Annotated in this window: 16 protein-coding genes; 9 read left to right on the plus strand and 7 right to left on the minus strand. The window is 66.3% G+C overall.

Features of this window, described 5'->3' with window-relative positions; genetic code table 11:
• Positions 1 to 67: 67 nt before the first annotated feature.
• From AC13GA_RS07695 to AC13GA_RS07730, 8 genes are all read left to right on the plus strand, one after another.
• Positions 68 to 2347 carry a transketolase C-terminal domain-containing protein gene (locus tag AC13GA_RS07695; protein WP_482997806.1) on the plus strand — a complete coding sequence of 760 codons (2280 nt, stop codon included), beginning with the start codon at positions 68 to 70 and terminating at the stop codon, positions 2345 to 2347.
• Positions 2348 to 2350: 3 nt separating this feature from the next.
• Positions 2351 to 4294: an asparagine synthase (glutamine-hydrolyzing) gene (gene asnB / locus AC13GA_RS07700; RefSeq protein ID WP_482997807.1), complete on the plus strand. Its 1944-nt coding sequence runs from the start codon at positions 2351 to 2353 to the stop codon at positions 4292 to 4294.
• Positions 4295 to 4360: 66 nt separating this feature from the next.
• Positions 4361 to 4921, plus strand: coding sequence for an NADPH-dependent FMN reductase (locus AC13GA_RS07705; RefSeq protein WP_046984334.1), 561 nt, complete (start codon positions 4361 to 4363; stop codon positions 4919 to 4921).
• 297 nt (positions 4922 to 5218) lie between these two features.
• Complete coding sequence (locus AC13GA_RS07710; protein WP_046984333.1) at positions 5219 to 6649, plus strand: replicative DNA helicase; 1431 nt, start codon at positions 5219 to 5221, stop codon at positions 6647 to 6649.
• 168 nt (positions 6650 to 6817) lie between these two features.
• A complete protein-coding gene (locus AC13GA_RS07715; RefSeq protein WP_482997808.1) occupies positions 6818 to 9061 on the plus strand; it encodes a TonB-dependent receptor family protein in 2244 nt (747 codons plus the stop codon).
• Complete coding sequence (locus AC13GA_RS07720; RefSeq protein ID WP_482997809.1) at positions 9061 to 10650, plus strand: alkaline phosphatase D family protein; 1590 nt, start codon at positions 9061 to 9063, stop codon at positions 10648 to 10650. Before AC13GA_RS07715 ends, AC13GA_RS07720 begins: the two co-directional genes overlap by 1 nt.
• A 169-nt stretch (positions 10651 to 10819) precedes the next feature.
• Positions 10820 to 11038 (plus strand): hypothetical protein, encoded by a 219-nt coding sequence (locus AC13GA_RS07725; RefSeq protein ID WP_099821131.1) that lies wholly within the window; start codon positions 10820 to 10822, stop codon positions 11036 to 11038.
• Complete coding sequence (locus AC13GA_RS07730) at positions 11035 to 11295, plus strand: hypothetical protein (protein ID WP_482997810.1); 261 nt, start codon at positions 11035 to 11037, stop codon at positions 11293 to 11295. Before AC13GA_RS07725 ends, AC13GA_RS07730 begins: the two co-directional genes overlap by 4 nt.
• Before the next feature lie 113 nt (positions 11296 to 11408).
• On the opposite strand, the gene AC13GA_RS07735 is transcribed toward AC13GA_RS07730, so the two are convergent.
• From AC13GA_RS07735 to purB, 7 genes are all read right to left on the minus strand, one after another.
• A complete protein-coding gene (locus AC13GA_RS07735) occupies positions 11409 to 11645 on the minus strand; it encodes a hypothetical protein (RefSeq protein WP_430765876.1) in 237 nt (78 codons plus the stop codon).
• A 275-nt stretch (positions 11646 to 11920) separates the two neighbouring features.
• Entirely contained in the window at positions 11921 to 13357 is a 1437-nt protein-coding gene (gene lpdA / locus AC13GA_RS07740; RefSeq protein ID WP_136639877.1) for a dihydrolipoyl dehydrogenase, read from the minus strand.
• 63 nt (positions 13358 to 13420) lie between these two features.
• Positions 13421 to 14623 (minus strand): dihydrolipoyllysine-residue succinyltransferase, encoded by a 1203-nt coding sequence (gene sucB, locus AC13GA_RS07745; protein WP_482997811.1) that lies wholly within the window; start codon positions 14621 to 14623, stop codon positions 13421 to 13423.
• Positions 14624 to 14662: 39 nt separating this feature from the next.
• Positions 14663 to 17494: a 2-oxoglutarate dehydrogenase E1 component gene (locus AC13GA_RS07750; protein ID WP_482997812.1), complete on the minus strand. Its 2832-nt coding sequence runs from the start codon at positions 17492 to 17494 to the stop codon at positions 14663 to 14665.
• A gap of 186 nt (positions 17495 to 17680) precedes the next feature.
• Positions 17681 to 18577, minus strand: coding sequence for a GNAT family N-acetyltransferase (locus AC13GA_RS07755; protein WP_482998090.1), 897 nt, complete (start codon positions 18575 to 18577; stop codon positions 17681 to 17683).
• A gap of 9 nt (positions 18578 to 18586) precedes the next feature.
• A complete protein-coding gene (locus AC13GA_RS07760) occupies positions 18587 to 20002 on the minus strand; it encodes a ribosomal protein uL16 3-hydroxylase (protein WP_482997813.1) in 1416 nt (471 codons plus the stop codon).
• 802 nt (positions 20003 to 20804) lie between these two features.
• Positions 20805 to 22172, minus strand: coding sequence for an adenylosuccinate lyase (gene purB / locus AC13GA_RS07765; RefSeq protein ID WP_136640068.1), 1368 nt, complete (start codon positions 22170 to 22172; stop codon positions 20805 to 20807).
• 293 nt (positions 22173 to 22465) lie between these two features.
• Between purB and AC13GA_RS07770 the strand changes: the two genes are divergently transcribed.
• Complete coding sequence (locus AC13GA_RS07770; RefSeq protein ID WP_482997814.1) at positions 22466 to 23893, plus strand: class II fumarate hydratase; 1428 nt, start codon at positions 22466 to 22468, stop codon at positions 23891 to 23893.
• Positions 23894 to 23915 lie beyond the last annotated feature (22 nt).

Here is a 23915-nt window from a genome sequence, read left to right on the forward strand (position 1 = left end):
GGTGACCCCCACAGGGTAGCGCCGGGCCGTGCCCGGCGGAATGCAACAACGACACGGAGGGTGTTCGATGTTCGCTGTGGTTCCAGATCCGATTCCCGCACGCATGCGCGTGCTCAACCGCGCCGAAGTGTGCGATGTCAATTTCCTCGATGCAGTGCGGGGCTGGCGCGGCACCCCGCGCCCGCGCCCGGCAGCGGATGCGCCGATCCTGCCGGGCAGCACGCTTACCGCCGCTGCGTTCGGCGAACTGTTCGACTCGCAGCTGGCCAGTCGCCAGCTGGACCTGATGGCACGTGTTCTGCGCGTGCAGAACAAGGTCTTCTACACCATTGGTTCCTCCGGCCATGAAGGCAACGCGCTGCTGGCGCGGGCCTGCCGGCATACCGATCCAGCCTTCCTGCACTATCGCTCCGGTGCTTTCATGGCCGAGCGTTCGCGCCAGGTGCCGGGCATCGACCCGCTGCGCGATGCCGCACTGTCCTTCGCCGCCAGCGCCGATGATCCGGCCAGCGGTGGCCGCCACAAGGTGTGGGGCAGCAAGCCATTGTGGGTGCTGCCGCAGACCTCGACGATTGCGTCGCACCTGCCGAAGGCGCTGGGTACCGCGCTGGCCATCGAGAGTGGCAAGCGGTTGGGGCAGGCGCTGCCGATTCCCACCGACAGCATCGTGCTGTGCTCGTTCGGTGATGCCTCGGCCAACCATGCCACCGCGCAGACCGCGTTCAATACCGCAATGTGGTCGGCCTACCAGAAACTGCCGGCACCGATCCTGTTCGTCTGCGAGGACAACGGCCTGGGCATCTCGGTAAAGACGCCCGAAGGGTGGATCGCCGAGCGTTTCAGCCGTCAGCCGGGGTTGGACTATTTCTTCGCCGATGGCCTGGATCTGGCGGTTGGCCACGCCCAGGTGCAGGCCGCAGTGGAGCACTGCCGGCGCACGCGGCGGCCTACCTTCCTGCACCTGCGCACGACGCGCCTGATGGGCCACGCCGGTACCGACTTCGAAGTGGAATGGCGCGCGTTGCCGGAGCTGTGTGCGGCCGAGGCGCAGGATCCCTTGCTGCGCTCGGCGCAGATCGCACTGGAATCAGGCTGGATGGATGCGGCGGCGATCGAGGTTGCCTACGAGACGATGCGCGCGCGCTGCATGGCCGCTGCTGCAGAGACTGAAGGCCGCCCGACGCTGCAGTCGCTTCAGGAAGTGATGGCGCCGCTGGCGCCGTACACGCCAGCGGCGGTGCAGGCCGAAGCACGGCGCGAGGTGCCCGCCGAGACGCGCGAAGCGCTGTATGGCGGTGCGGAGGCCCTGCCTGAGCGACAGGCACCACGGCACCTCGCCATACAGATCAACCACGGCCTGCAGGAACTGCTGGCGAAGTATCCGCAGAGCCTGTTGTTCGGCGAGGACGTCGCGCAGAAGGGCGGTGTCTACACCGTCACCAAGGATCTGCTGCGCCGCTTCGGCCCACGCCGGGTGTTCAACACCCTGCTGGACGAAACCATGATCCTGGGCATGGCGCAGGGCCTGGCCAACATGGGCATGCTGCCGATTCCGGAAATCCAGTACCTGGCGTACCTGCACAACGCCATCGACCAGCTGCGCGGAGAAGCGTGTTCGCTGCAGTTCTTCTCCAATGACCAGTACCGCAATCCGATGCTGGTGCGGGTGGCCGGGCTGGGCTACCAGAAGGGCTTCGGCGGGCACTTCCACAACGACAATTCGATCACCGCGCTGCGCGACATCCCTGGCCTGGTGGTCGGCTGCCCCTCGCGTGGCGACGATGCGGTGATGATGCTGCGTACGCTGGCAGCGCTGGCGCGGGTGGATGGCCGGGTGGCGGTATTCCTGGAGCCGATCGCGCTGTACATGAGCAAGGATCTGCACGAACCGGGCGATGGCCAGTGGCTGTTCTACTACCCCGCGCCTGGCCAGGCGCTGGTGCCGGGCGAGGGCCGGGTCTACGCGCCGGACGCCGGCGACCTGGTGGTCTACACCTATGGCAACGGCGTGCCGATGGCGCTGCGTGCGGCACGGGCAATCGAGCAGCAGCTGGGTTGGCAGGTGCGGGTGGTCGACCTGCGCTGGCTGGTGCCGCTGGATGCCGGCTTCATCGCCGCACAGGCCGCCAGCGCCCGGCGCGTGCTGGTGCTGGACGAGGGCCGCCACAGCGGCGGGGTGGGCGAGGGCGTGGTCACCGCACTGGTCGAGGCCGGCTTCGGCCACCTGCCGCTGCGCCGGGTCTGCGGTGCCGATACCTATACGCCGCTGGCGGGGGCAGCAATGTTCGGGCTTCCAAGCGACAATGCAGTGATTGGCGCCGCCCTTGAACTGGCGCAGGAACCCTGATGCATGTGTGGATTGGCGGGAATGTTGTTGCCGGCGCCGGTGGCGTCGGCCGAGGTGCTGCAGGCGCAGGTCCTGGCCATGGGCGAGGCGCTGCACCACCGCGGGCCGGATGATGGTGGCTGCTGGGTCGATGCCGGGGCCGGCATCGCGCTGGCGCACCGCCGCCTGAGCATCCTCGACCTGTCCCCGCTGGGCCATCAGCCGATGGCCTCGGCCGATGGTCGCTATGTGATGGCCTACAACGGCGAGGTCTACAACTTCGCCGCGCTGCGCGCCGAGCTGGAACCGCTGGGGCACCAGTTCCGCGGCCATTCCGATACCGAGGTGCTGCTGGCAGCGATCCTGCAATGGGGCATGGAAGACACCCTGCAGCGCTGTAACGGCATGTTTGCCATCGCCCTGTGGGACCACCAGGAGCAGTGCTTGTGGCTGGCCCGCGACCGTGTCGGCAAGAAGCCGCTGTACTACGGTTGGGCCGGTGACACGCTGGTGTTCGGTTCCGAGTTGAAGGCGCTGTGGCAGCACCCGGCCTTCGACAACGACATCGACCGCGACGCACTGACCCTGCTGTTGCGGCTGGACTACATCCCGGCGCCGCACAGCATCCACCAGCGCTGCTACAAGCTGATGCCGGGCCGCGTGCTGCGCCTGGATGCGGCCACCGTGGCCGCCGGTGCGGCCGCGCATCGCCCGGAGCAGGCGCAGCGCCCATTCTGGGATGCGCGTGCACGCATGCAGGCAGCGCTTGCCGCTCCGTTCCAGGGCCGCATCGAAGAGGCCGAGGAACAGCTGGACGCGCTGCTGCGCGATGCAGTTGCGCTGCGCATGGTGGCCGATGTGCCAGTGGGCGTGTTCCTGTCCGGCGGCACCGATTCCTCGCTGGTGGCAGCACTCATGCAGGCACAGAGCGGGCAGCCGGTGCACAGCTTCAGCATCGGCTTCACCGGCTCCGGCCACGACGAGGCGCCGTTGGCCAGGGAGCTGGCTGCGCATCTGGGCTGCGACCACACCGAACTCTACGTCAGTGGCGCCGATGCACTGGCGGTGGTGCCGCAGCTGCCGTCGATGTTCGATGAACCCTTCGCCGATGCCTCGCAGGTGCCGACCGCACTGGTCGCCCGCCTGGCGCGGCAGGGCGTGACCGTCGCGCTGTCCGGCGATGGTGGCGACGAGCTGTTCTTCGGCTATACCCGCTATGTGCGCGCGCTGCGCAACTGGCAGATGCTGGGCCGTGTGCCGGGGCCGCTGCGGCGCTGGATGGGCGCACGCTCCCAGCAGCAGGGCGAGGCCTCGCGTACCGGCGGCCTGGCCGCGCTGTTGGCCGAGTCCGGCGCGCGTGGCATCGGCGACGTGTACCGCAACCGCATCTCGCGCTGGCGCGACCCGGCGGCGGCAGTGCCCGGGGCGCAGGCCGCGGGCAGCTTCTATGACCTGGCCGACCCGTTGCACGGTGCCGGCACACCGGCCGACGCGATGATGCTGGCCGATTACGTGACCTACCTTCCGGATGACCTGTTGTGCAAGGTCGACCGCACCTCGATGGCGGTCAGCCTGGAAGCACGTGCGCCGCTGCTGGATTCACGCGTGGCCGAGTTCGCCTGGTCGCTGCCGCTGGGCTTCAAGCGCAGTGAAACCACCAGCAAGGTGCTGCTCAAGCGCGTGCTGGGCCGTTATGTGCCGCAGTCGATGGTGCACCGGCCCAAGCGCGGGTTCGGTGCGCCGGTCAGCGACTGGCTGAAGGGCGACCTGCGGCCGTGGGCCGAAGACCTGCTGCAGCCGGCGCGGCTGGAGCGCGAGGGCGTGCTGTCGGCGGCTGCGGTACAGCCGCTGTGGCAGCAGTTCCTCGGCGGCCAGCGCAAGTGGCATACCCATCTGTGGAACGTGCTGATGTTCCAGGCCTGGCAGGCACATTGGCGGCAGGTGCGCGCGAACGTCACCGGCAGCTGATCTTCACCGGCCTGCACGGGCCCGGCGACTAGGCTGGGCCTCCCGCACCGTGAGGAGTCTGTCCCGATGTCCGTCCCCACCATCGCCGTGTTCGTTGGCAGCCTGCGCAAGGATTCCTGCAACCGCAAGCTGGCCCATGCGCTGGAGAAGATCGCCGGCGACCGCGCGCGCTTCCAGTACGTGCAGATCGGCGATCTGCCTCTGTACGACCAGGATTTTGATGCGCATTACCCGGCGCAGGGCACGCGCCTGAAAGACCAGGTGCGCGCCGCCACGGCAGTGCTGTTCGTGACCCCTGAATACAACCGCTCGGTCCCGGGCGTGTTGAAGAACGCCATCGACATCGGCTCCCGCCCGTATGGTGACAGCGCATTTGCTGGCAAGCCGGCGGCGGTGATCGGCGCGTCCATCGGCCAGATCGGTACCGCTGTGGCCCAGCAGCACCTGCGCAACAGCCTGGCGTTCCTGGACATGCACGTGCTCGGCCAGCCCGAGGCGTTCATCCATTTCAAGGAAGGCCTGATCGATGCCGACGGCACGATCCACAACGAGGGCACGCAGAAATTCCTGCAGGGCTACGTGGACCGCTTTCTGACGCTGATCGCGGTGCACACCAAGGGCGATTGAGACCGAGGGGGTCAGAGCCCTCTGCTTTGCAGAGGGATCCGACCCCACGTCCAGCTGGGCGGGCCGGAGCCCGCATGTTGCACGGGATCCGACCCCGGGGCGTGGATCTGCGATAATGCACGGCTTGGGCGCCGCAACGGCGTTCATCGCAGGCAGTGCGACGCCCCCATGCCAGTCTGGCCAGGCACCGGCGGATATCCCCCGTTTTTCCACGGCTTATCCACAAGTTTGTCCATGGTCGCCGGGGTCGGTGCATGCCTACACTCGTCTGGCCACTTTCGTAGGAAACACCGCAGCATGTCCGCCCGTTCCGGCTTCCGTTCCAACCGCAGAGAGCGCGGTGATGGCTTTGATCGTGATCGCGACGAGTCGCGCATCGATCAGTTGCGTGTGCCGCCGCATTCGGTGGAAGCCGAGCAGGCGGTGCTGGGTGGGCTGATGCTGGCGCCGGAGGCCTATGACCGGGTCAACGACCAGCTGACCGAGGTCGATTTCTATCGCCGCGACCACCAGATGATCTACCGTGCGATCCGCGAGCTGTCCGAACGTGAACGTCCGTTCGATGCGGTGACCCTGGGTGAGTGGTTCGAATCGCAGGGCAAGCTGGAACTGGTCGGCGATGGTGCCTATCTGATCGAGCTGGCCAGCACCACGCCGTCGGCGGCCAATATCGTGGCCTACGCCGAAATCGTGCGTGACAAGGCGGTGCTGCGGCAGCTGATCCAGGTCGGCACCGACATCGTCAACGATGGCTTCCAGCCCGAAGGTCGCGACAGCAGTGAGCTGCTGGCCTCGGCGGAAAAGAGCGTGTTCGCCATCGCCGAGCAGGGTGCGCGGGGCCGTACCGACTTCGTGGCCATGCCTGGCGCACTGAAGGATGCCTTCGAGGAACTGCGCAACCGCTTCGAGAACGGCGGCAACATCACCGGCCTGCCGACCGGTTACAACGACTTCGACGCGATGACCGCCGGCCTGCAGCCGACCGACCTGATCATCCTCGCTGCGCGCCCGGCCATGGGCAAGACCACCTTCGCGCTGAACATCGCCGAGTATGCGGCGATCAAGTCGAAGAAGGGCGTGGCCGTGTTCTCGATGGAAATGTCGGCCTCGCAGCTGGCGATGCGCCTGATTTCATCCAACGGCCGCATCAACGCGCAGCGCCTGCGTACCGGCCAGCTGGAAGACGAAGACTGGAGCCGCGTCACCAGCGCGATCAAGATGCTGAAGGAAACCAAGATCTTCATCGATGACACGCCGGGCGTGTCGCCGGAAGTGCTGCGTTCCAAGTGCCGCCGCCTCAAGCGCGAACATGATCTGGGACTGATCGTGATCGACTACCTGCAGCTGATGAGCGTGCCGGGCAACAGCGAGAACCGCGCGACCGAAATCTCGGAAATCTCGCGTTCGCTGAAGGGCCTGGCCAAGGAGCTGCACGTACCGGTGATCGCGTTGTCCCAGCTCAACCGCTCGCTGGAAACGCGTACCGACAAGCGCCCGGTGATGGCCGACCTTCGCGAATCGGGCGCTATCGAGCAGGACGCGGACATGATCGTGTTCATCTACCGCGACGATTACTACAACAAGGAAAATTCGCCGGACAAGGGCCTGGCCGAGATCATCATCGGCAAGCACCGTGGTGGCCCGACGGGCTCGTGCAAGCTGAAGTTCTTCGGCGAGTACACCCGTTTCGACAACCTGGCCCACGATTCGGTCGGTTCGTTCGAGTAACGGACGTTCGCTGGGGCACGGATACAGGCCGGCCCCAGCACCATTCGGAACATCAACGTTCCGTATGTGGCGTGTAAATGACATGTAACGCGACGCTTCTACGATTCCGCCGCTGCTGTCCTTCGACGCCGCCCTTCGGCGTCCAGCGTGCCCAAGGAATCCGCCTCCATGCCGTCCCACGCTCCGCTCCGCCGCAATCTGCTGGCCCTGCTGGTCTGTGCTTCGCTCCCGTCTCTGGCCGCCGCTGAAACCGTCCCCGCCGCCGACGCGCAGTCGGCCACCACCCTCGATTCGGTCTCGGTGATCGGCCGCGGCGAAGCACGCCAGGTTCAGCGCGTCACTGCTGAAGACATGAAGGTGTTGCCGCCCGGTGCCAACCCGCTGAAGCTGCTGGCAACCAAGCCGGGCGTGCATTTCGAGTCGGCCGATGCCACCGGCGCCTACGAATGGTCGACCACCATCAGCCTGCGCGGCTTCAACCAGAACCGCCTTGGCTACACCCTCGATGGCATCCCGCTGGGCAACATGGCCTACGGCAACAGCAACGGCCTGCATATCAGCCGCGCGGTGATCAGCGAGAACCTGGGCGGTGCCGAGGTCTCCACCGGCATCGGTGCGCTGGGCACGCCGTCCACCAGCAACCTCGGCGGCGTGTTCCAGTTCTATTCGATCGATCCGTCCACCGAGTACGGCGTGGTGCTGGCACAGAGCTTCGGCAGCGACAGTGCGCGCCGCAGCTATGCGCGGCTGGATACCGGCGACCATCAAGGCTTTGCTGCCTACCTGTCAGGCGTCTATTCCGAAGGCGACAAGTGGAAGGGCAAGGGCTCGCAGGAGCTGAAGCAGTTCAACGGCAAGGCCACGTACAACTTCGGCGTGGACAGCAGGATCACCGCGCTGTTCAATGCGTCGCGCCGCGTCGAGGCCGACTACCAGGATCTGTCGCTGGAGATGATCGACCGCCTCGGCTGGGACTGGGACAACTACGCGCCGGACTGGGATCGCGCGGTCGCCGCCGCACGCGGCAAATTCAGCGGCGGCGTCAACAGCCCATGGGATGCGTACTACTCCGGCCACGGCCTGCGCAACGATGACCTGTTCAGCATTGCCGGCGATTTCGGCCTGAACGAGTCGATGCGGTTGAAGGTCAATGTCTACAACCACAGCAACCGTGGCCAGGGCCACTGGTTCAGCCCGTCCAATCCGTCCAACCCGGGCACCAGCCGCGAGATTCCAATCTCGATCCGCACCACCGAGTATGCGATCGATCGCACCGGCGTGACCTCGGCGTTCACCTGGAACGTCGGTGGCCACGAACTGGAGGCTGGCCTCTGGTACGAGGACAACGGCCACAGCGTGCAGCGCAACTTCTACTACATCGACGGCCCGATCACCGACGACTTCTTCCTGCGCAATCCGGACCAGCGCGTGTGGCACCAGCGCTATACCACCATCACCCGCCAGTTCTACGTGCAGGACCGCTTCCGCCTGTTCGATGATCGCCTGACCATCGACATCGGTGCGAAGTCGCCGCACACCCGTACCAGTGTGCGCACGCCACTGGGCAGCTACGCCAACAACAGCAGCCTGACCTCGAAGAAGGGGCTGCTGCCGCAGGCCGGCTTCAACTTCAAGCTCAACGAAGGCAATGAGATCTTCGGCTCGTTCGCCAAGAACATCGCCGCCTATGCACTGGGTGTCGGCAGTCCGTTCAACGTGCCGCAGGCGGCATTCGACAGCAGCGCGAAGAACCTGAAACCGGAACAGTCGCGCACGATCGAGCTGGGTTGGCGTGGCTACGGCCGCGGCTATGAAGCCTCGGTGGCGGTGTACGACGTCAAGTTCGACAACCGTCTGCTGGCCATCGCGCAGTGCGTGGGCATCCTCGGTTGCCCGGCACTGTTCTCCAACGTCGGTTCGGTGACCAGCCGCGGCGCCGAGGCGACCCTGCAGCTGAAGCCGATGCAGGACCTCACCTGGTCCAACGCGCTGTCCTGGAATGACAGCACCTACGATAACGACTACGTGAACAACGGCGTGGTGCCGACCCGTGGCAAGAAGACCGTCGATACCCCGGAATGGATGTTCGCCAGCACCCTGGCCTGGACCCCGGGCCCGTGGGACATGCGCCTGGCCGCCAACCACGTCGGCAAGCGCTACGTGACCTACACCAATGACGTGTCGGTGCCGAGCTACTGGCTGGTGAACGCTTCGGTGGCCTATGACTTCGGCAAGCTGGGCCCGGCGCAGAACCTGACCGTGGCGCTGAACCTGACCAACCTGACCGACAAGCGTTATCTGTCCTCGATCAACACCAATGGCACCTACGCCGCTGACCCGACCCGCAGCCTGGCGACCATGCAGGTCGGCGCGCCGCGGCAGGTGATGGCCACCGCCACCGTGCGCTTCTGATGAAGCGCATCGCCGATCCGGAAACCCGCCGTCGTCTGCTGCGCCTGGCCTGGCAGGGGACCGGAGCGGCGATCGCACTGGCGGCCATGCCTGGCGTAGCCGCCACCGGTCCGCGGCCGCGACTGGGGCGCGATCCGTTCACCCTTGGCATCGCCGCGGGTGATCCGGATGCGCAGGGCGCGGTGCTGTGGACGCGTCTTGCACCGGATCCCCTCAACGGCGGTGGCATGCCGTCGCGCGCGATCCCGGTGCGCTGGTTCATTGCCGAAGATCCGGCGATGCGCCGGCTGGTGCAGCGTGGCGTAGCGGCGGCCGTGCCGGAGTTGGCACATTCGGTGCACGTGGAAGTGACCGGCCTGCGTCCAGGGCGCGATTACTACTATCGATTCGCGTGCGACGGCGGCGAGGAGAGTCCGATCGGGCATTTCCGCACCGCGCCGCTGCCGGATGCGCAGCTGCAGCAGCTGCGGCTGGCGTTGTGCACCTGCCAGGCCTGGAACAGCGGTTACTATCCGGTACTGGCGGATATCGCCCGCAGCGATGTCGATCTGGTGCTGCATGCCGGTGACTACCTGTACGAATACAGCCCGTTGCAGAACGCGCGTGGCAGCACCCTGGACGCACAGCGCTTCAGCGGTGAGACCCTCAGCCTGGAGCGTTATCGCGACCAGTACGCGCTGTACAAGCTCGACCCGGACCTGCAGGCCGCGCACGCCGCGCACGCCTTCGCGGTGATCTGGGACGACCACGAAGTCCAGAATGACTATTCCGGCATCCATCCGGAAAAGAGCGACGTGCCGACCGAGGACTTCATCGTTCGCCGCGCCGCTGCGTATCGCGCGTTCTACGAACACCTGCCGATGCGCAGCACGCCAGCCGGCAACGGTGGCCTGCGCGTGCACCGCCGCCTGCGCTACGGCGACCTGGCCCAGCTGACGCTGCTGGATTGCCGTCAGTTCCGTCCGGCCAACCCCTGTGGCGTCGGTGAATCGCCACGCTGCGAGGCGGCGCTGGACCCGCGCATGAGCATGCTCGGGGTCGGGCAGGAGGCCTGGTTCGCGCAGTCGATGGCGGCCGCGGCTGGAACACGCTGGAACGTGGTGGTGCAGCAGCTGCTGATGGCGCAGTTGCGGTTGGAGCAGGGCACGCCGCGCGAACGTTTCTGGAACGACGCCTGGGATGGCTACCCGGCCGCCCGCAAGCGCCTGCTGCAGGCGATGCAAGCCGGTGGGCAGGGCAACGCCATCGTACTGGGCGGTGACTGGCACTCCACGTTCGTCAATGACCTGAAGCTGGATTTCGATGCCGTGGATGCACCGGTGATCGCAACCGAGTTCATCGCCCCAGCGATCAGCAGTGGCGGCGATGACACACCGTATGGCCCGTACTACGGCCCGTCGATCCCGCAGAATCCGCACATCCGCTATTTCGATGGCGACCGCCGTGGCTGGTGGAAGCTGCAGTTGAACCGGCAGACCGTGGACGCGGAACTGCGCTTCGCCGACAGCGTGCTGCGCGCGGATGCGGCGGTACGCACAGCTGTGCGTTTCCAGGTGGCCCATGGCCGCCCGGGTGCAGTGCCAGTGTGATTCCGTTCGGTAGTGCCGGCCGCTGGCCGGCAACCTCATGAATCTCCGGTTTCCCCACCACCGCTTTCATCGCCCCCAGCCCGGGTTTCGTCGCAAACCGTTTGCACGCGGCCAGAGCAGGGCGCCAGGGTGTCCGCAGGCGGCAAGGTGCCGCCACAAGGAGACCGTGATGAAGACCCTGTTCGCGCTCGGTGTGTGGTGCCTGCTGTTCGTGCTGTGCTGGCCGCTGGCGATCCTCGCCCTGATCGCTTGGCCGTTCGTCTGGCTGCTGAGTCTGCCGTTCCGCCTGGTCGGCATCACCTTCTCGGCGCTGTTCGCCTTCCTGCGCGCGCTGTTCATGCTGCCGGCACGCCTGCTGGGTGGTGGCCGCGGCGCGGTGACGGCATGAGGCCGCTTGCCATCGCGACGCTGGCGCTGCTGATGGCGGCGCCGGCCTTGGCCAAGGATCCGCCGTCGGCCTACCTTGAGCGTCAGCACGCTGCCGGCAAGGCGGAAGTCAAAACGACCGACAAGGACACTGGGAAGGAAAGCTGCCGGGTGGTAAAGGAATGGAAGGTGGGTGGAGTGACCGCCCAGCACCGGATCTGTGACGATCCGCCGAAGTCGGACACTACGGACCGGGAACGCACACCGCCGCAGCGTTGATGCAGGGCCACGCTGTGGTCAGGCAGTCTGGGCATGCGGCCCGGTCTGCGCGGCCGGCCGTTCACTGATCCGCTGCAGATTGGCAGATGCTGCCGGGCCACACGGCGAACGAATCAGCCCGATGGTGGCCGCTGGATGGCCAACGACCGGACCAGCTCTTCGCCGGTAGCGGCGATCTCGAAATCCACGCCGTCGAAGGTTACGGAATTGCCGTTTGCCAGCGCATACCTTGGCAGGCCTTCCACCAGGTTTGTGCCGGGAAGAATCGTTGCGTCGAAGTGAGGCCAGAACTTGAATACCAACACCCTGCGGCCATCTTCGCCCCGAGTCTCGATTCGTTCGTTCTCCATGGAGATCTCCAATGTCTGAACAGCCCCACGAGCAGGTGCGGGAGCACCACCTGTCGCGCATCCGTGGCTTGGCGATGCAACGCGACCTCAGGCAGAGCCTACCGCACTGGAGGTCGACGCCCGCGTGAGGGCAGGGGTGACCCGCTCGTCTGCCGCGCGCCGGGTGCCAATGGGCCCCGTCCTTGTTCTGGAGTCATCGTGTAACAAAAAACCCCGCCGAGGCGGGGTTTTCAGCATCCGGCGATGCCGGCCAGCGGCCGGCACTGCCCGATGGATCAGTTCGCCTTGTGGATGGCGCGCTTGCTGACCGCCATCGCTGCGTCGTGGATCACTTCCGACAGCGACGGGTGGGCGTGGCAGATGCGGGCCAGGTCATCGGCCGAGCCGCTGAACTCCATGGTCAGCACGCCTTCGTGCACCAGCTCGGAGACGTTGGCGCCGACCAGGTGCATGCCGAGGATGCGATCGGTTTCGGCATGGGCCAGGATCTTCACGAAACCTGCCGGCTCGATCATCGCCACGGCACGGCCGTTGGCGGCGAACGGGAAGCTGCCGGCCTTGTACGGAATGCCTTCGGCCTTCAGCTGGGCTTCGGTCTTGCCGACCCATGCCAGTTCCGGCTCGGTGTAGATGACCCACGGGATGGTGTCGAAGTTGACGTGGCCCGGCAGGCCGGCGATCAGCTCAGCCACCGCGATGCCTTCCTCGAAGCCCTTGTGCGCCAGCATCGGGCCGCGCACGCAGTCACCCACTGCCCACACGCCGTTGACGCCGGTGTGGCAATGCGCATCGACTTCGATCTGGCCACGCTCGTTGACCTTGACGCCGGTGCCTTCGGCCAGCAGGCCCTTGGTGGCGGCGCGACGGCCGACGGCCACCAGCAGCTTGTCCACGGTCAGGGTCTTTTCGCCTTCGCTGTCGGTGTAGGTGACGACGACTTCCTTCTTCTTGCCCTTGCCGGTGATCTCGGTCTTGGAGACCTTGGCACCGAGGCGGATGTCCAGGCCCTGCTTCTTGAATTCCTTGGCAGCGGTCTTGGCCACTTCGGCGTCGGCCACGGCCAGGAACTCCGGCAGTGCTTCGAGGATGGTGACTTCAGCGCCCAGGCGCTTCCACACGCTGCCCAGTTCCAGGCCGATCACGCCGGCGCCGATTACGGCCAGGCGGTTCGGCACTTCGGTGAAGTCCAGGCCGCCGACGTTGTCGACGATGGTATCGCCGTCGAACTTGGCGAACGGCAGTTCGATCGAATCCGAACCGGCGGCGATGATGACGTTGGTGCCCTTCAGCTCGACTTCCGAGCCGTCGTGCTGCTTCACCTTGACCACGTTGCCCGGCTGCAGTTCACCGAAGCCGTAGTAGGTGGCGACCTTGTTGGCCTTGAACAGCATGGCGATGCCGCCGGTGAACTGCTTGACGATCTTGTCCTTGCGGCCAACCATCGCTTCGACGTCCATCTTGGCATCCTTGAAGCTGATGCCGTGGTCGCCAAAGATGTGGCCCATGTTCCAGAACTGTCGCGAGGAATCCAGCAGCGCCTTGGACGGGATGCAGCCCACGCGCAGGCAGGTGCCGCCCAGGGCCGGCTTGCCGTCCTTGCCCAGCGCGGCGTCGATGCAGGCGGTCTTCAGGCCCAGCTGTGCGGCGCGGATGGCAGCGTGGTAACCGGCCGGGCCGGCACCGATGACGACGACGTCGAATTGTTCAGCCATTGAATTATTCCTTGATGCATTACCAGAACCCCTCCGCGCAGGCGCGGAGGGGCGGGAGGTTTCTTACAGGCCGAACAGCATGCGGCCCGGGTTTTCCAGCTGGTTCTTGATGTCCACCAGGAACTGCACCGAGTCCTTGCCGTCGATGATGCGGTGATCGTAGGACATCGCCAGGTACATCATCGGCGCGATCACGACCTGGCCGTTCTGGGCGATCGGACGCTCCTTGATGGCATGCATGCCCAGGATGGCACTCTGCGGCGGGTTGATGATCGGAGTCGACAGCAGCGAACCGAAGGTGCCGCCGTTGGTCACGGTGAAGGTGCCGCCCTGCAGTTCTTCCAGGCTCAGCTTGCCGTCACGGGCCTTCTTGGCGTAGTCGGCGATGGTGCGTTCGATGTCGGCGAACGACATGCGCTCGACATTGCGCAGCACCGGCGTGACCAGGCCCTTCTCGGTCGACACGGCGATCGAGATGTCCGAGTAGCCGTGGTAGATGATGTCGTCGCCGTCGATGGAGGCATTGACCAGCGGGAAGCGCTGCAGCGCGTTGGCCGCGGCCTTCACGAAGAAGCTCATGAAGCCGAGCTTGATGCCGTGTGCCTTGACGAACTCGTCCTGCAGTTCCTTGCGCGCCGCCGACACCTTGGACAGGTCGACTTCGTTGAAGGTGGTCAGCATGGCGGTGGAGTTCTTCGACTCCATCAGGCGCTCGGCGATGCGCTTGCGGATGCGGGTCATCGGCACGCGTTCTTCCGGACGTGCGCCACCGGCCTTGCCGGCGCCGCCGTTGCGGGCGAAGTTGACGATGTCTTCCTTGGTAACCGCGCCGCGACGGCCGGTGCCATCGACGTCGGCCGGATTCACGCCTTCAGTGATGGCAGTGAAGCGGGCGCCCGGGGGCAGCGCGTCGGCGGCCGACTTGGCAGCCGGGGCCGGAGCGGCGGCGGCGGCCGGAGCAGCAGCGGCCGGAGCGGCTTCAGCGGCCGGAGCGGCTTCAGCGGCCGGCGCCGGAGCAGCGGCCACGGCGCCTTCTTCGATGATCGCCACGACCTGGCTGGAGGTCACGGTCGCGCCTTCGGCGAACTTGATTTCCTTGATCACACCATCGACCGGCGACGGCACTTCCAGGACGACCTTGTCGGTTTCCAGGTCAAGCAGGTTTTCGTCGCGCTTGACGGCGTCGCCCACCTTCTTGTGCCAGGTGGCGATGGTGCCGTCGGCGACGGATTCGGGCAGTACCGGGGCTTTGACTTCGGTGGCCATGCGGGAGCTTCCTGGTTTGTCTTCTAAATAGGGGGAGAGTTATTCAGCGAACGAGTCGTTGAACGGGTTGACCAGTGCATCGGCGACCAGCTGCTGCTGTTCGCGGACGTGGTCAGCCATGTGACCGGCAGCCGGCGAAGCCGAACGTGCGCGACCGGCGTAGTGCAGGTTCTGGCCTTCGGCCAGGCAGAACTGCAGGTGGTGGCGGATCTGGTACCACGCACCCTGGTTCTGCGGTTCTTCCTGCGTCCACACCACGTCGGTGGCCTTGCCGTACTTCTTCAGTTCGGCAGCCAGCAGCGCACGCGGGAACGGATACAGCTGCTCCACGCGGATGATCGCCACGTCGTCCTGGCCACGCTTGGTCTGGTCTTCCAGCAGGTCGTAGTAGACCTTGCCCGAGCACAGCACCACGCGCTTGACCTTCTTGGCATCGGCATTGGCATCGCCGATCAGGTGCTGGAACTCGCCATTGGCCAGCTCGTCCAGGGTCGACACGGCCAGCTTGTGGCGCAGCAGCGACTTGGGCGACATCACCACCAGCGGCTTGCGGGTGGTCAGGTGCTGCTGGCGACGCAGCATGTGGAAGGCCTGCGCCGGGGTCGACGGCACCACCACCAGCATGTTCTCCAGCGCGCAGAGCTGCAGGAAGCGCTCCAGGCGCGCCGAGCTGTGTTCCGGGCCTTGCCCTTCATAGCCATGCGGCAGCAGCAGGGTCAGGCCGGAAATGCGGCCCCACTTGGCTTCACCGGCGGCGATGAACTGGTCGATCACCACCTGGGCGCCGTTGGCGAAGTCGCCGAACTGGCCTTCCCAGATGCACAGGGTGTTCGGATCGGTGGTCGAGAAGCCGTATTCGTAGGCCATCACCGCTTCTTCGCTGAGCAGCGAATCGATGATGGTGGCCTTCTCCGGCGAATCCACCAGCTGCCGCAGCGGCAGGTAGTAGTTGTCGGTCTTCTGGTCGTGCAGGATCGCGTGGCGGTGGGTGAACGTACCGCGGCCGACGTCCTGGCCGACCAGGCGCAGTGCATTGCCTTCGTCCAGCAGGGTGGCGTAGGCCAGGTTCTCGGCAAAGCCCCAGTCGCCCGGGATCTCGCCAGCGGCCATCTTGCGGCGGTCGTCGTAGACCTTGGACACGCGCGAGTGCAGCTGCACTTCTTCCGGCACGGTGTTGATCAGCTTGGCCAGTTCGACCAGCTTGTTCTTCTCGACCTTGGTCGAGATCGGATCGGACAGCTTGCCTTCCAGCAGCTTCGGCCAATCGACGAACAGCGGGCTGCTCGGCGGGGTCTTCTCGACCTTGGCCAGTTCGGTGGTCACTTCACCGGCATCCAGCTTCTCGCGGTACGCATCGACCATCGCCTTGCCTGCGCCGGCGGCGATCACGCCTGCCTTTTCCAGCTGTTCGGCGTACATCTCGCGGGTGGTGGCGTGCTTGCGGATCACCTGGTACATCAGCGGCTGGGTGATCGCCGGCTCGTCGGCCTCGTTGTGGCCCCAACGGCGGTAGCACATCAGGTCGATGACCACGTCCTTGGCGAACTTCTGGCGGAACTCGAAGGCCAGCTGCGCGGCGAACACCACCGCTTCCGGATCATCGCCGTTCACGTGCAGCACCGGGGCGGCGATCATCTTCGCCACGTCGGTGGCATAGCGCGTGGAGCGCGTATCCAGCGGGTTGGAGGTGGTGAAGCCGACCTGGTTGTTGACCACGATATGCACGGTGCCGCCAACGGCGAAGCCGCGGGCCTGCGACATCTGGAACAGTTCCATGACCACGCCCTGGCCGGAGAAGGCCGCGTCGCCGTGGATCAGGATCGGCATCACCTGCTTGCGCGCGGTGTCCTTGCGGCGCTCCTGGCGCGAACGCACCGAGCCGGCAACCACCGGATCGGCGATTTCCAGGTGCGACGGGTTGAATGCCAGGGCCAGATGCACCGGGCCACCGTCGGTGGCCACGTCGGCCGAGAAGCCCATGTGGTACTTCACGTCGCCGGCCGAGGCGTGCTCGTCGTGCTCGAACTTGCCTTCGAATTCGTCGAACAGCTTGCGCGGGTTCTTGCCGAGGGTGTTGACCAGCACGTTCAGGCGGCCGCGGTGGGCCATGCCGATCACCACGTCCTTGACGCCATCCTTGCCGGCGCTGCGGATGATGGTGTCCATCATCGGGATCAGCGAGTCGCCGCCTTCCAGCGAGAAGCGCTTCTGGCCGACGTACTTGGTGTGAAGGTAGCGCTCGAGGCCTTCGGCGGCCGTCAGGCGCTCCAGCGTGCGGCGCTGGGTGTCAGCGTCCAGCTGGTAGTTGCCACCGGCCAGTTCCAGCTTCTTGTAGATCCACTGGCGCTGCTCGACCTCGGAGATGTGCATGAACTCCGCACCGATCGAACCGGTGTAGGTCGCCTTCAGGCGCGCCAGCAGGTCACGCAGCTTCATGCGCGGCTGGCCACCCACGCCGCCGGTGCTGAACTCGCTGTTGAGGTCACCATCGGACAGGTTGTGGAAGGGCAGGCCCAGGTCCGGGGTGTTGACCGGAGCAGCCAGGCCCAGCGGATCCAGGCGGGCGTCCAGGTGACCGCGCGAACGGTAGGCGGTGATCAGGCGACCGACATTGCGCTCACGCTCGTCGCCTGCACCGGTACCGGTGCCAGCTTTCAGCGCATCCTTGGCCGCGTCCGCGATGTGGGAGATGACAGCCGAGTGGGGAATGTCACCTGCTTCGCGGCCCTTGAAGCCGTCGAAGTAGGTTTTCCATTTGGGATCGACACTATCCGGGGAGACCAGGTACTGCTCGTACAGGTCCTCGACATAGGAGGCGTTGCCGCCGGCGAGTTGCGAAGATTGCGCAAACTGCTTCAGTTGATTGTCCACGATGGAGGGTGCTGATTCGCTTTGTGGGGTATGGCTTCAGAAGGACCCGGCACGAAGATGAATAGCCATGCACGGGCGCGTTCAAACAGCCAAATTGTACCCCCAACCGGACACGAAGGGGCACCACCAAGGGCATCGCGCGTCCCCCGGTGCCGCTTCCAGACAGGTTGGATCAGCTGCGCCGGCTCAGATGCCGAGCGCGCGTAGTTCGCTGCAATCGCGCGAACGGTCCCAGACGCGCTGCAATTGCTGCTCGAACGGCTGCGAACGTGCCGGTAGCGCGATGCCGGCCTCGCCGTCGAGCTGGTGCCCGATCAGACGAAAGTAGAAGTCGCCGGCATCGTTGAGCAGGCAGGCCGAGGCCAGCGCACGGTCGACCGGGTCGGTGACCTCGCGGAACTGGATCACGCTTGGCAGGCGCTGGGCCAGCGCCAGCAGCGGCGCGCCGGCCGAGGCGATCGCGGCCGCATCGTGCACGATCACCCGCAGCTGCTTGTCGTGGCGGGCGGTGACGAAGCGACGCAGGGCCGCCTGCACCGGCGGCGCATCCAGCAGGCCCGGATCCAGCTGGCGGCTGTGCAGCCACAGCTGCCGGCGGGCGCGATGGACGATGGCGGTGGTGATGGCCAGCGCCTCGGCGCGGCTGTCGATGGCGCTGGCGGCACTCAGCCGGCGGCGCATCTGCTGGTGGCCGATGCCGGCCTCCTCGAACACCTCGCCCTCGGGCAGAAAGCCCTGGCGCGCATAGAAATCGCGGGCGGGCAGCTGGGCGTGCAGGTGCAGCTCGGCCAGGCCGAGCCGCCGCCCGGCCTCGACCAGCGCCTCCAGCAGAGCCTCGCCCACCCCGTGGCTGCGATGGCTGGCCAGTACCGCCATACGGCCGATGCGGCCGTCCGGGGCCAGTCGGCCGGTGCCGACCGGCTGCCCGTCGCCATCCAGCGCCAGCACATGGGCGCTGACCGGGTCCAGCGCGTCGCGCTCCAGTTCGGCGGCGATGCCCTGTTCCTGCACGAACACGCGCTGGCGCACGTCGTGGAGAGCGGCATGTCCATCGGCGTGGCTGACCTGCTGGACCCGGATCACGGTCATGGCTCAGCCGCGGCCGTCGTCGCTGTCGTCTTCCTCGTCGTCCTCAAAGTTGACGATGACCTCGATGCCGTCGTCGTGCACGGTCACGGAGTGGACATCGTCGGACACCGCGTCGGCGTCGATCACATCCACGCGGTCACGGCCTTCGACGACTTCGCCGAGCACCACGGCATCCTCACCGTCTTCCTCGTCTTCGGCCTCATACATCCCGTTCGGGTCGATCAGCTGGAACACACCGCCGACCAGCAGCTGCTGGACCGCAGCGCGGCCCTTGTCGGACAGGCCGCGGTAAGCGGTGGCATCCAGCTGTTCGGCACCGGCAAGGCGCTGGGCGTCCTTGACCGGCAGCGCGAAGTCCTGGCCGCTGACATACAGGCTGGCGCCACGCTTGGCCCGCCGCCAGGCCAGGCGGGCCCACGGGTGGCGCTGCAGCAGCAGTCCGGAGGCCAGCGCCTCGACCACTTCCTCCGGGGCCGGAGCAGCCTGGTGGGGCATTACTTCGCCGGCGGCACGGTAGGTGGTGATGAAGCGGCCGAACCAGTCGCCCAGCTTGTCCGGGTCGTTCATGCGGATGGCGTTGAGCGCGGTGATCACCCGTGCCATCGCCACGGTATCGATTTCGTTCGGGTCGGCCGGCACCTTCAGATCGGCATCCTGGTAACGGATGTTCTCGTCGGCATCGGCGATCAGGGTGTCGAGGTAGTCGCTGATCAGCTCGGCCGAGGACGGCGCGCGCATGCCGAACGAGAAGGTCAGGCAGGGGTCTTCGGCGACGCCATGGTGCGGCACGTTCGGCGGCAGGTACAGCATGTCGCCCGGCGCCAGCACCCAATCGTGGGTCGGCTTGAACACCTTCAGCAGCTTCAGCTCCACGTCGGGGCGGAAGCCCAGCGGCGGCTGCTTGCCCTTGATCGATTCACTGGCATCGATCTGCCAGCGACGGTGGCCCTGGGCCTGCAGCAGGAATACGTCGTACTGGTCGACGTGGGCACCAACCGAGCCACCGGTGGCGGCGAAGCTGATCATCACATCATCCATGCGCCAGCGCGGCAGGAAGCTGAAGTGTTCGATCAGCGCGCGCACGTCCTTGTCCCACTTGTCCACGTCCTGCACCAGCAGGGTCCAGTCGCGGTCGGGCAGGGCGGGGAAGATCTCTTCCTGGAACGGGCCGGTACGCACGCGCCAGCCGTCCTGGGTCTTGTCATGCTCGATCAGGCGGGCCAGCACGCCTTCTTCGCAGGCCAGCCCGGCCAGGTCTTCCGGCTGCACCGGGGTCTGGAAATCCGGGAAGGCGTTGCGGATCAGCAGCGGGCGTTTCTGCCAGAAGTCGCGCAGGAAGGTGGCCGGCGCCATGCCCAGCGGCTGGCCGGGGCGGGCGGTGACTTCGATCAGGGGGGCGGAGGACTTGCGGGCGGCCATGGGGGAATCCTTGCAGCGGAAAGCGGGAGGGGCGGCGCGGCGGGCCGCCAAGGCCTCCATTGTCCGACGTTCGCCGGGATTGCGCACGTGCGCGGGTTTGTCGCGGGGTGTCCGGCCAACGGCTGAGCCCCTCGTGGCGGTCAGGTTCACAAGCAAAAGCCGCGCTTGGCCGGGCGGGTGGGCCATGCAGGGGAAGCTGCAAGTCCCCCTCCGGGGCCCGGCCCAGCCGCTGGCGGCTGGGCGTTCGGTCGCTCGCGAAGCATTGCTTCGCAAGCAAAGCGCCCTCACCCCTGTAAGCTCGATGGCGCCATCCATGGCGCCAACGCCCCTGCATGGCCCACCCGCCCGGCCCCTGACAGTTTCCTGCGGGGTCCGCCACGGAATGGAAGAAGAAAAGCAAGGCAAAAGCGGGTCGCGCGCTGCGCTTGCTCCTGCTCATGCTCCTGCGCTCGTGGGGTCAGATCCCTTTTCCGATGGAAAAGGGATCTGACCCCATCGGACAAACGAAAGAGGGACGCGGCGAAGCCGCGTCCCTCTCAAATTCCGTCCCGACAACCCAATGCTCTCCGATCCGCCACCAGGAATCTGCCAGAGGTGGGACGGGTTGGGTTCGTGGGGGTGTCCGCGGCATGGATGCCGCGGCCAAGCCCCCAGGGACGGGTTCACGGCGTCCCCCGCGAACCCAACCCGCCCCGCCAAGCACGGCATAACCCAGAGCCGCCTTTGACGTTGCAGTTGCTGTTGCCGTTGCAGTAAAGCCTGCCGCAGGCAGCGCCCGCGGCCGCCGCCGCAAGGAAACCCCTTAAATCTTCTTCGCCAGCGACTCGGCCAGACCGGTGTAGCTGCCCGGGGTCATCTCCAGCAGGCGCTGCTTCGCATCCGCCGGCAGCTCCAGCCCCTGCACGAACGCACGCATCGACTCGGCGGTGATGCCTTGGCCGCGGGTCAGTGCCTTCAGCTGCTCGTACGGGTTCGGCAGGCCATGACGGCGCATCACCGTCTGCACGGCCTCGGCCAGCACTTCCCACGCCGCATCCAGATCGGCGTCCAGGCGCTGCGGGTTCACTTCCAGCTTGCCCAGGCCCTTGGCCAGCGAATCCAGTGCCACCTGGCTGTGGCCGAACGCGGTGCCCAGCGCGCGCAGCACGGTGGAATCGGTCAGGTCACGCTGCCAGCGGCTGATCGGCAGCTTTGCGCTGAAATGCTCGAACAGCGCGTTGGCGATGCCGAAGTTGCCTTCGGCGTTCTCGAAATCGATCGGGTTGACCTTGTGCGGCATCGTCGACGAACCGACTTCGCCTTCCTTCAGGCGCTGCTTGAAATAGCCCAGCGAGACGTAGCCCCAGATGTCGCGGGAAAGGTCGATCAGGATGATGTTGGCGCGGCGTGCGGCGTCGCCGATCTCGGCGATGTTGTCGTGCGGCTCGATCTGGGTGGTGTACGGGTTGAACACCAGGCCCAGCCCAGTCACGAAGCGCTCGGCGAAGGCCGGCCAGTCCACATCCGGGTAGCTGGCGATGTGCGCGTTGTAGTTGCCGACGGCGCCGTTGATCTTGCCGGTCAGTTCAACCGCGGCGATCTGCTTGCGCTGGCGCTCCAGGCGGGCGACCACGTTGGCCAGTTCCTTGCCCAGGGTGGTCGGCGAGGCGGTCTGGCCGTGGGTGCGCGACAGCATCGGCTGGCCGGCCTGGGCGTGGGCCAGGCTGCGCAGGGTGCTGGCGATGCCGTCCAGGGTCGGCAGCAGCACCTCGCGGCGCGCCTGTTCCAGCATCAGGCCGTAGCTGAGGTTGTTGATGTCTTCGCTGGTGCAGGCGAAATGCACGAATTCGAGGGCTGGGGCCAGTTCGGCGTCGTCCTTCAGCTGTTCCTTGATGAAGTACTCCACCGCCTTGACGTCATGGTTGGTGGTGCGCTCGATCTCCTTCACCCGCGCGGCCTGGGCCGGGCTGAAGCTGCTGGCCAGGGCGCGCAGGCGTGCGATGGCGGCGTCGGAGAACGGCGCCAGTTCGACGATGCCCGGCTCGGCGGCCAGGGCCAGCAGCCATTCCACCTCGACCGTGATGCGGGCCTTGATCAGGCCGTACTCGGAGAAGATCGGGCGCAGGGCGTCGACCTTGCCGGCATAGCGGCCATCAAGCGGGGACAGGGCGAGCAGGGCGGAATCGGACATGTCGGCAGGGCTGGGACGAGCGGCGGGGGCCATATTCTACGACGTGCCGGTCAGGTAATGCCGGCCGCTGGCCGGCAACCACACCCGGTCCACGCTTCCAAGGATTGCCGGCCAGCGGCCGGCACTACCCTTGCGCACGCACAACGGCCCTGCGGATGAAACGATCTGGCCCGTCCCCGTCATCCCGTGTCACCGGCAAGGGAGTATCGTTGGCGCAGCCGCCAGCCCGGGAAGCGACACCCTGCCAGCCGCCGCTTCCCTTTCCCCAACTGAAGTAGTGCGGAGTTGATGCAATGAGCAAAGCTGCAAGCAAGGGTTTCAGAATCGAACACGACAGCATGGGCGAGCTGCAGGTGCCTGCGGACGCCCTGTGGGGCGCACAGACCCAGCGTGCCGTGCAGAATTTCCCGGTGTCGGGTCAGCGAATGCCGCGCGGTTTCATCCGCGCGCTGGGCCTGGTCAAGGGTGCCGCCGCGGGCGTCAACGCAGAGCTGGGCCATCTGCCGAAGAACGTGGCCAAGGCCATCCAGTCCGCTGCCGCCGAAGTGGCCGCCGGCAACTGGGACGCGCATTTCCCGATCGACGTCTACCAGACCGGCTCGGGCACGTCGTCGAACATGAATGCCAATGAGGTCATTGCCACCCTGGCCAACCGTGCCGGCAAGGCGGGCAAGACCGCCGTGCACCCCAATGACCACGTCAACCAGGGGCAGAGCTCCAACGACGTGATCCCGACCGCACTGCGCGTGTCGGCGGTGCTTGCGACGCACGAGCAGCTGCTGCCGGCGCTGGTACACCTGCGCAAGACCCTGGACAAGAAGGGCCGCAGCCTGCGCAAGGTGGTCAAGACCGGCCGTACCCACCTGATGGATGCGATGCCGCTCACCTTCGAGCAGGAATTCGGTGCATGGTCGGCGCAGCTGGCCTCGGCCCAGGAGCGCATCGAAGACAGTCTCAAGCGCGTGCGCCGGCTGCCGCTGGGTGGCACCGCCATCGGCACCGGTATCAACGCCGACCCGCATTTCGGCGCGCAGGTGGCCAAGGCGCTGAAGCAGCAGACGGGCTTCAAGTTCGACAGCGCCGAGAACAAGTTTGAAGGCCTGGCCGCGCAGGACGATGCAGTGGAGCTGTCCGGCCAGCTCAATGCGCTGGCGGTGGCACTGATCAAGATCGCCAATGACCTGCGCTGGATGAACGCCGGTCCGCTGGCCGGGTTGGGCGAGATTGAACTGCCGGCGCTGCAGCCGGGCAGCTCGATCATGCCGGGCAAGGTCAATCCGGTCATTCCGGAAGCGACGGTGATGGCCTGTGCACAGGTGATCGGCCACCACACTGCAATTACCGTGGCCGGCCAGACCGGCAACTTCCAGCTCAATGTCACCCTGCCGCTGATCGCGGTGAACCTGCTCGATGGCATCGGCCTGCTGGCCAATGTGTCCACCCTGCTGGCCGACAGCGCGATTGCCGGACTGAAGGTGCGCGAGGACCGCGTGGCCGAGGCGCTGGCACGCAATCCGATCCTGGTCACCGCACTGAACCCGATCATCGGCTATGAGAAGGCTGCGGCGATCGCCAAGCGCGCCTACAAGGAACAGCGCCCGGTGCTGGACGTGGCGCTGGAAGACAGCGGCCTGGCCGAAGCCGAACTGCGCCGCCTGCTGGATCCGACCGCGCTGACTGCCGGTGGCATCCAGGCCGGTGGTGGTGGCGCGGGCGGTTGATCTACCGGCGCTACCGGGTCAA

The organism is Stenotrophomonas sp. 22DLJC03 (genome assembly GCF_056861405.1).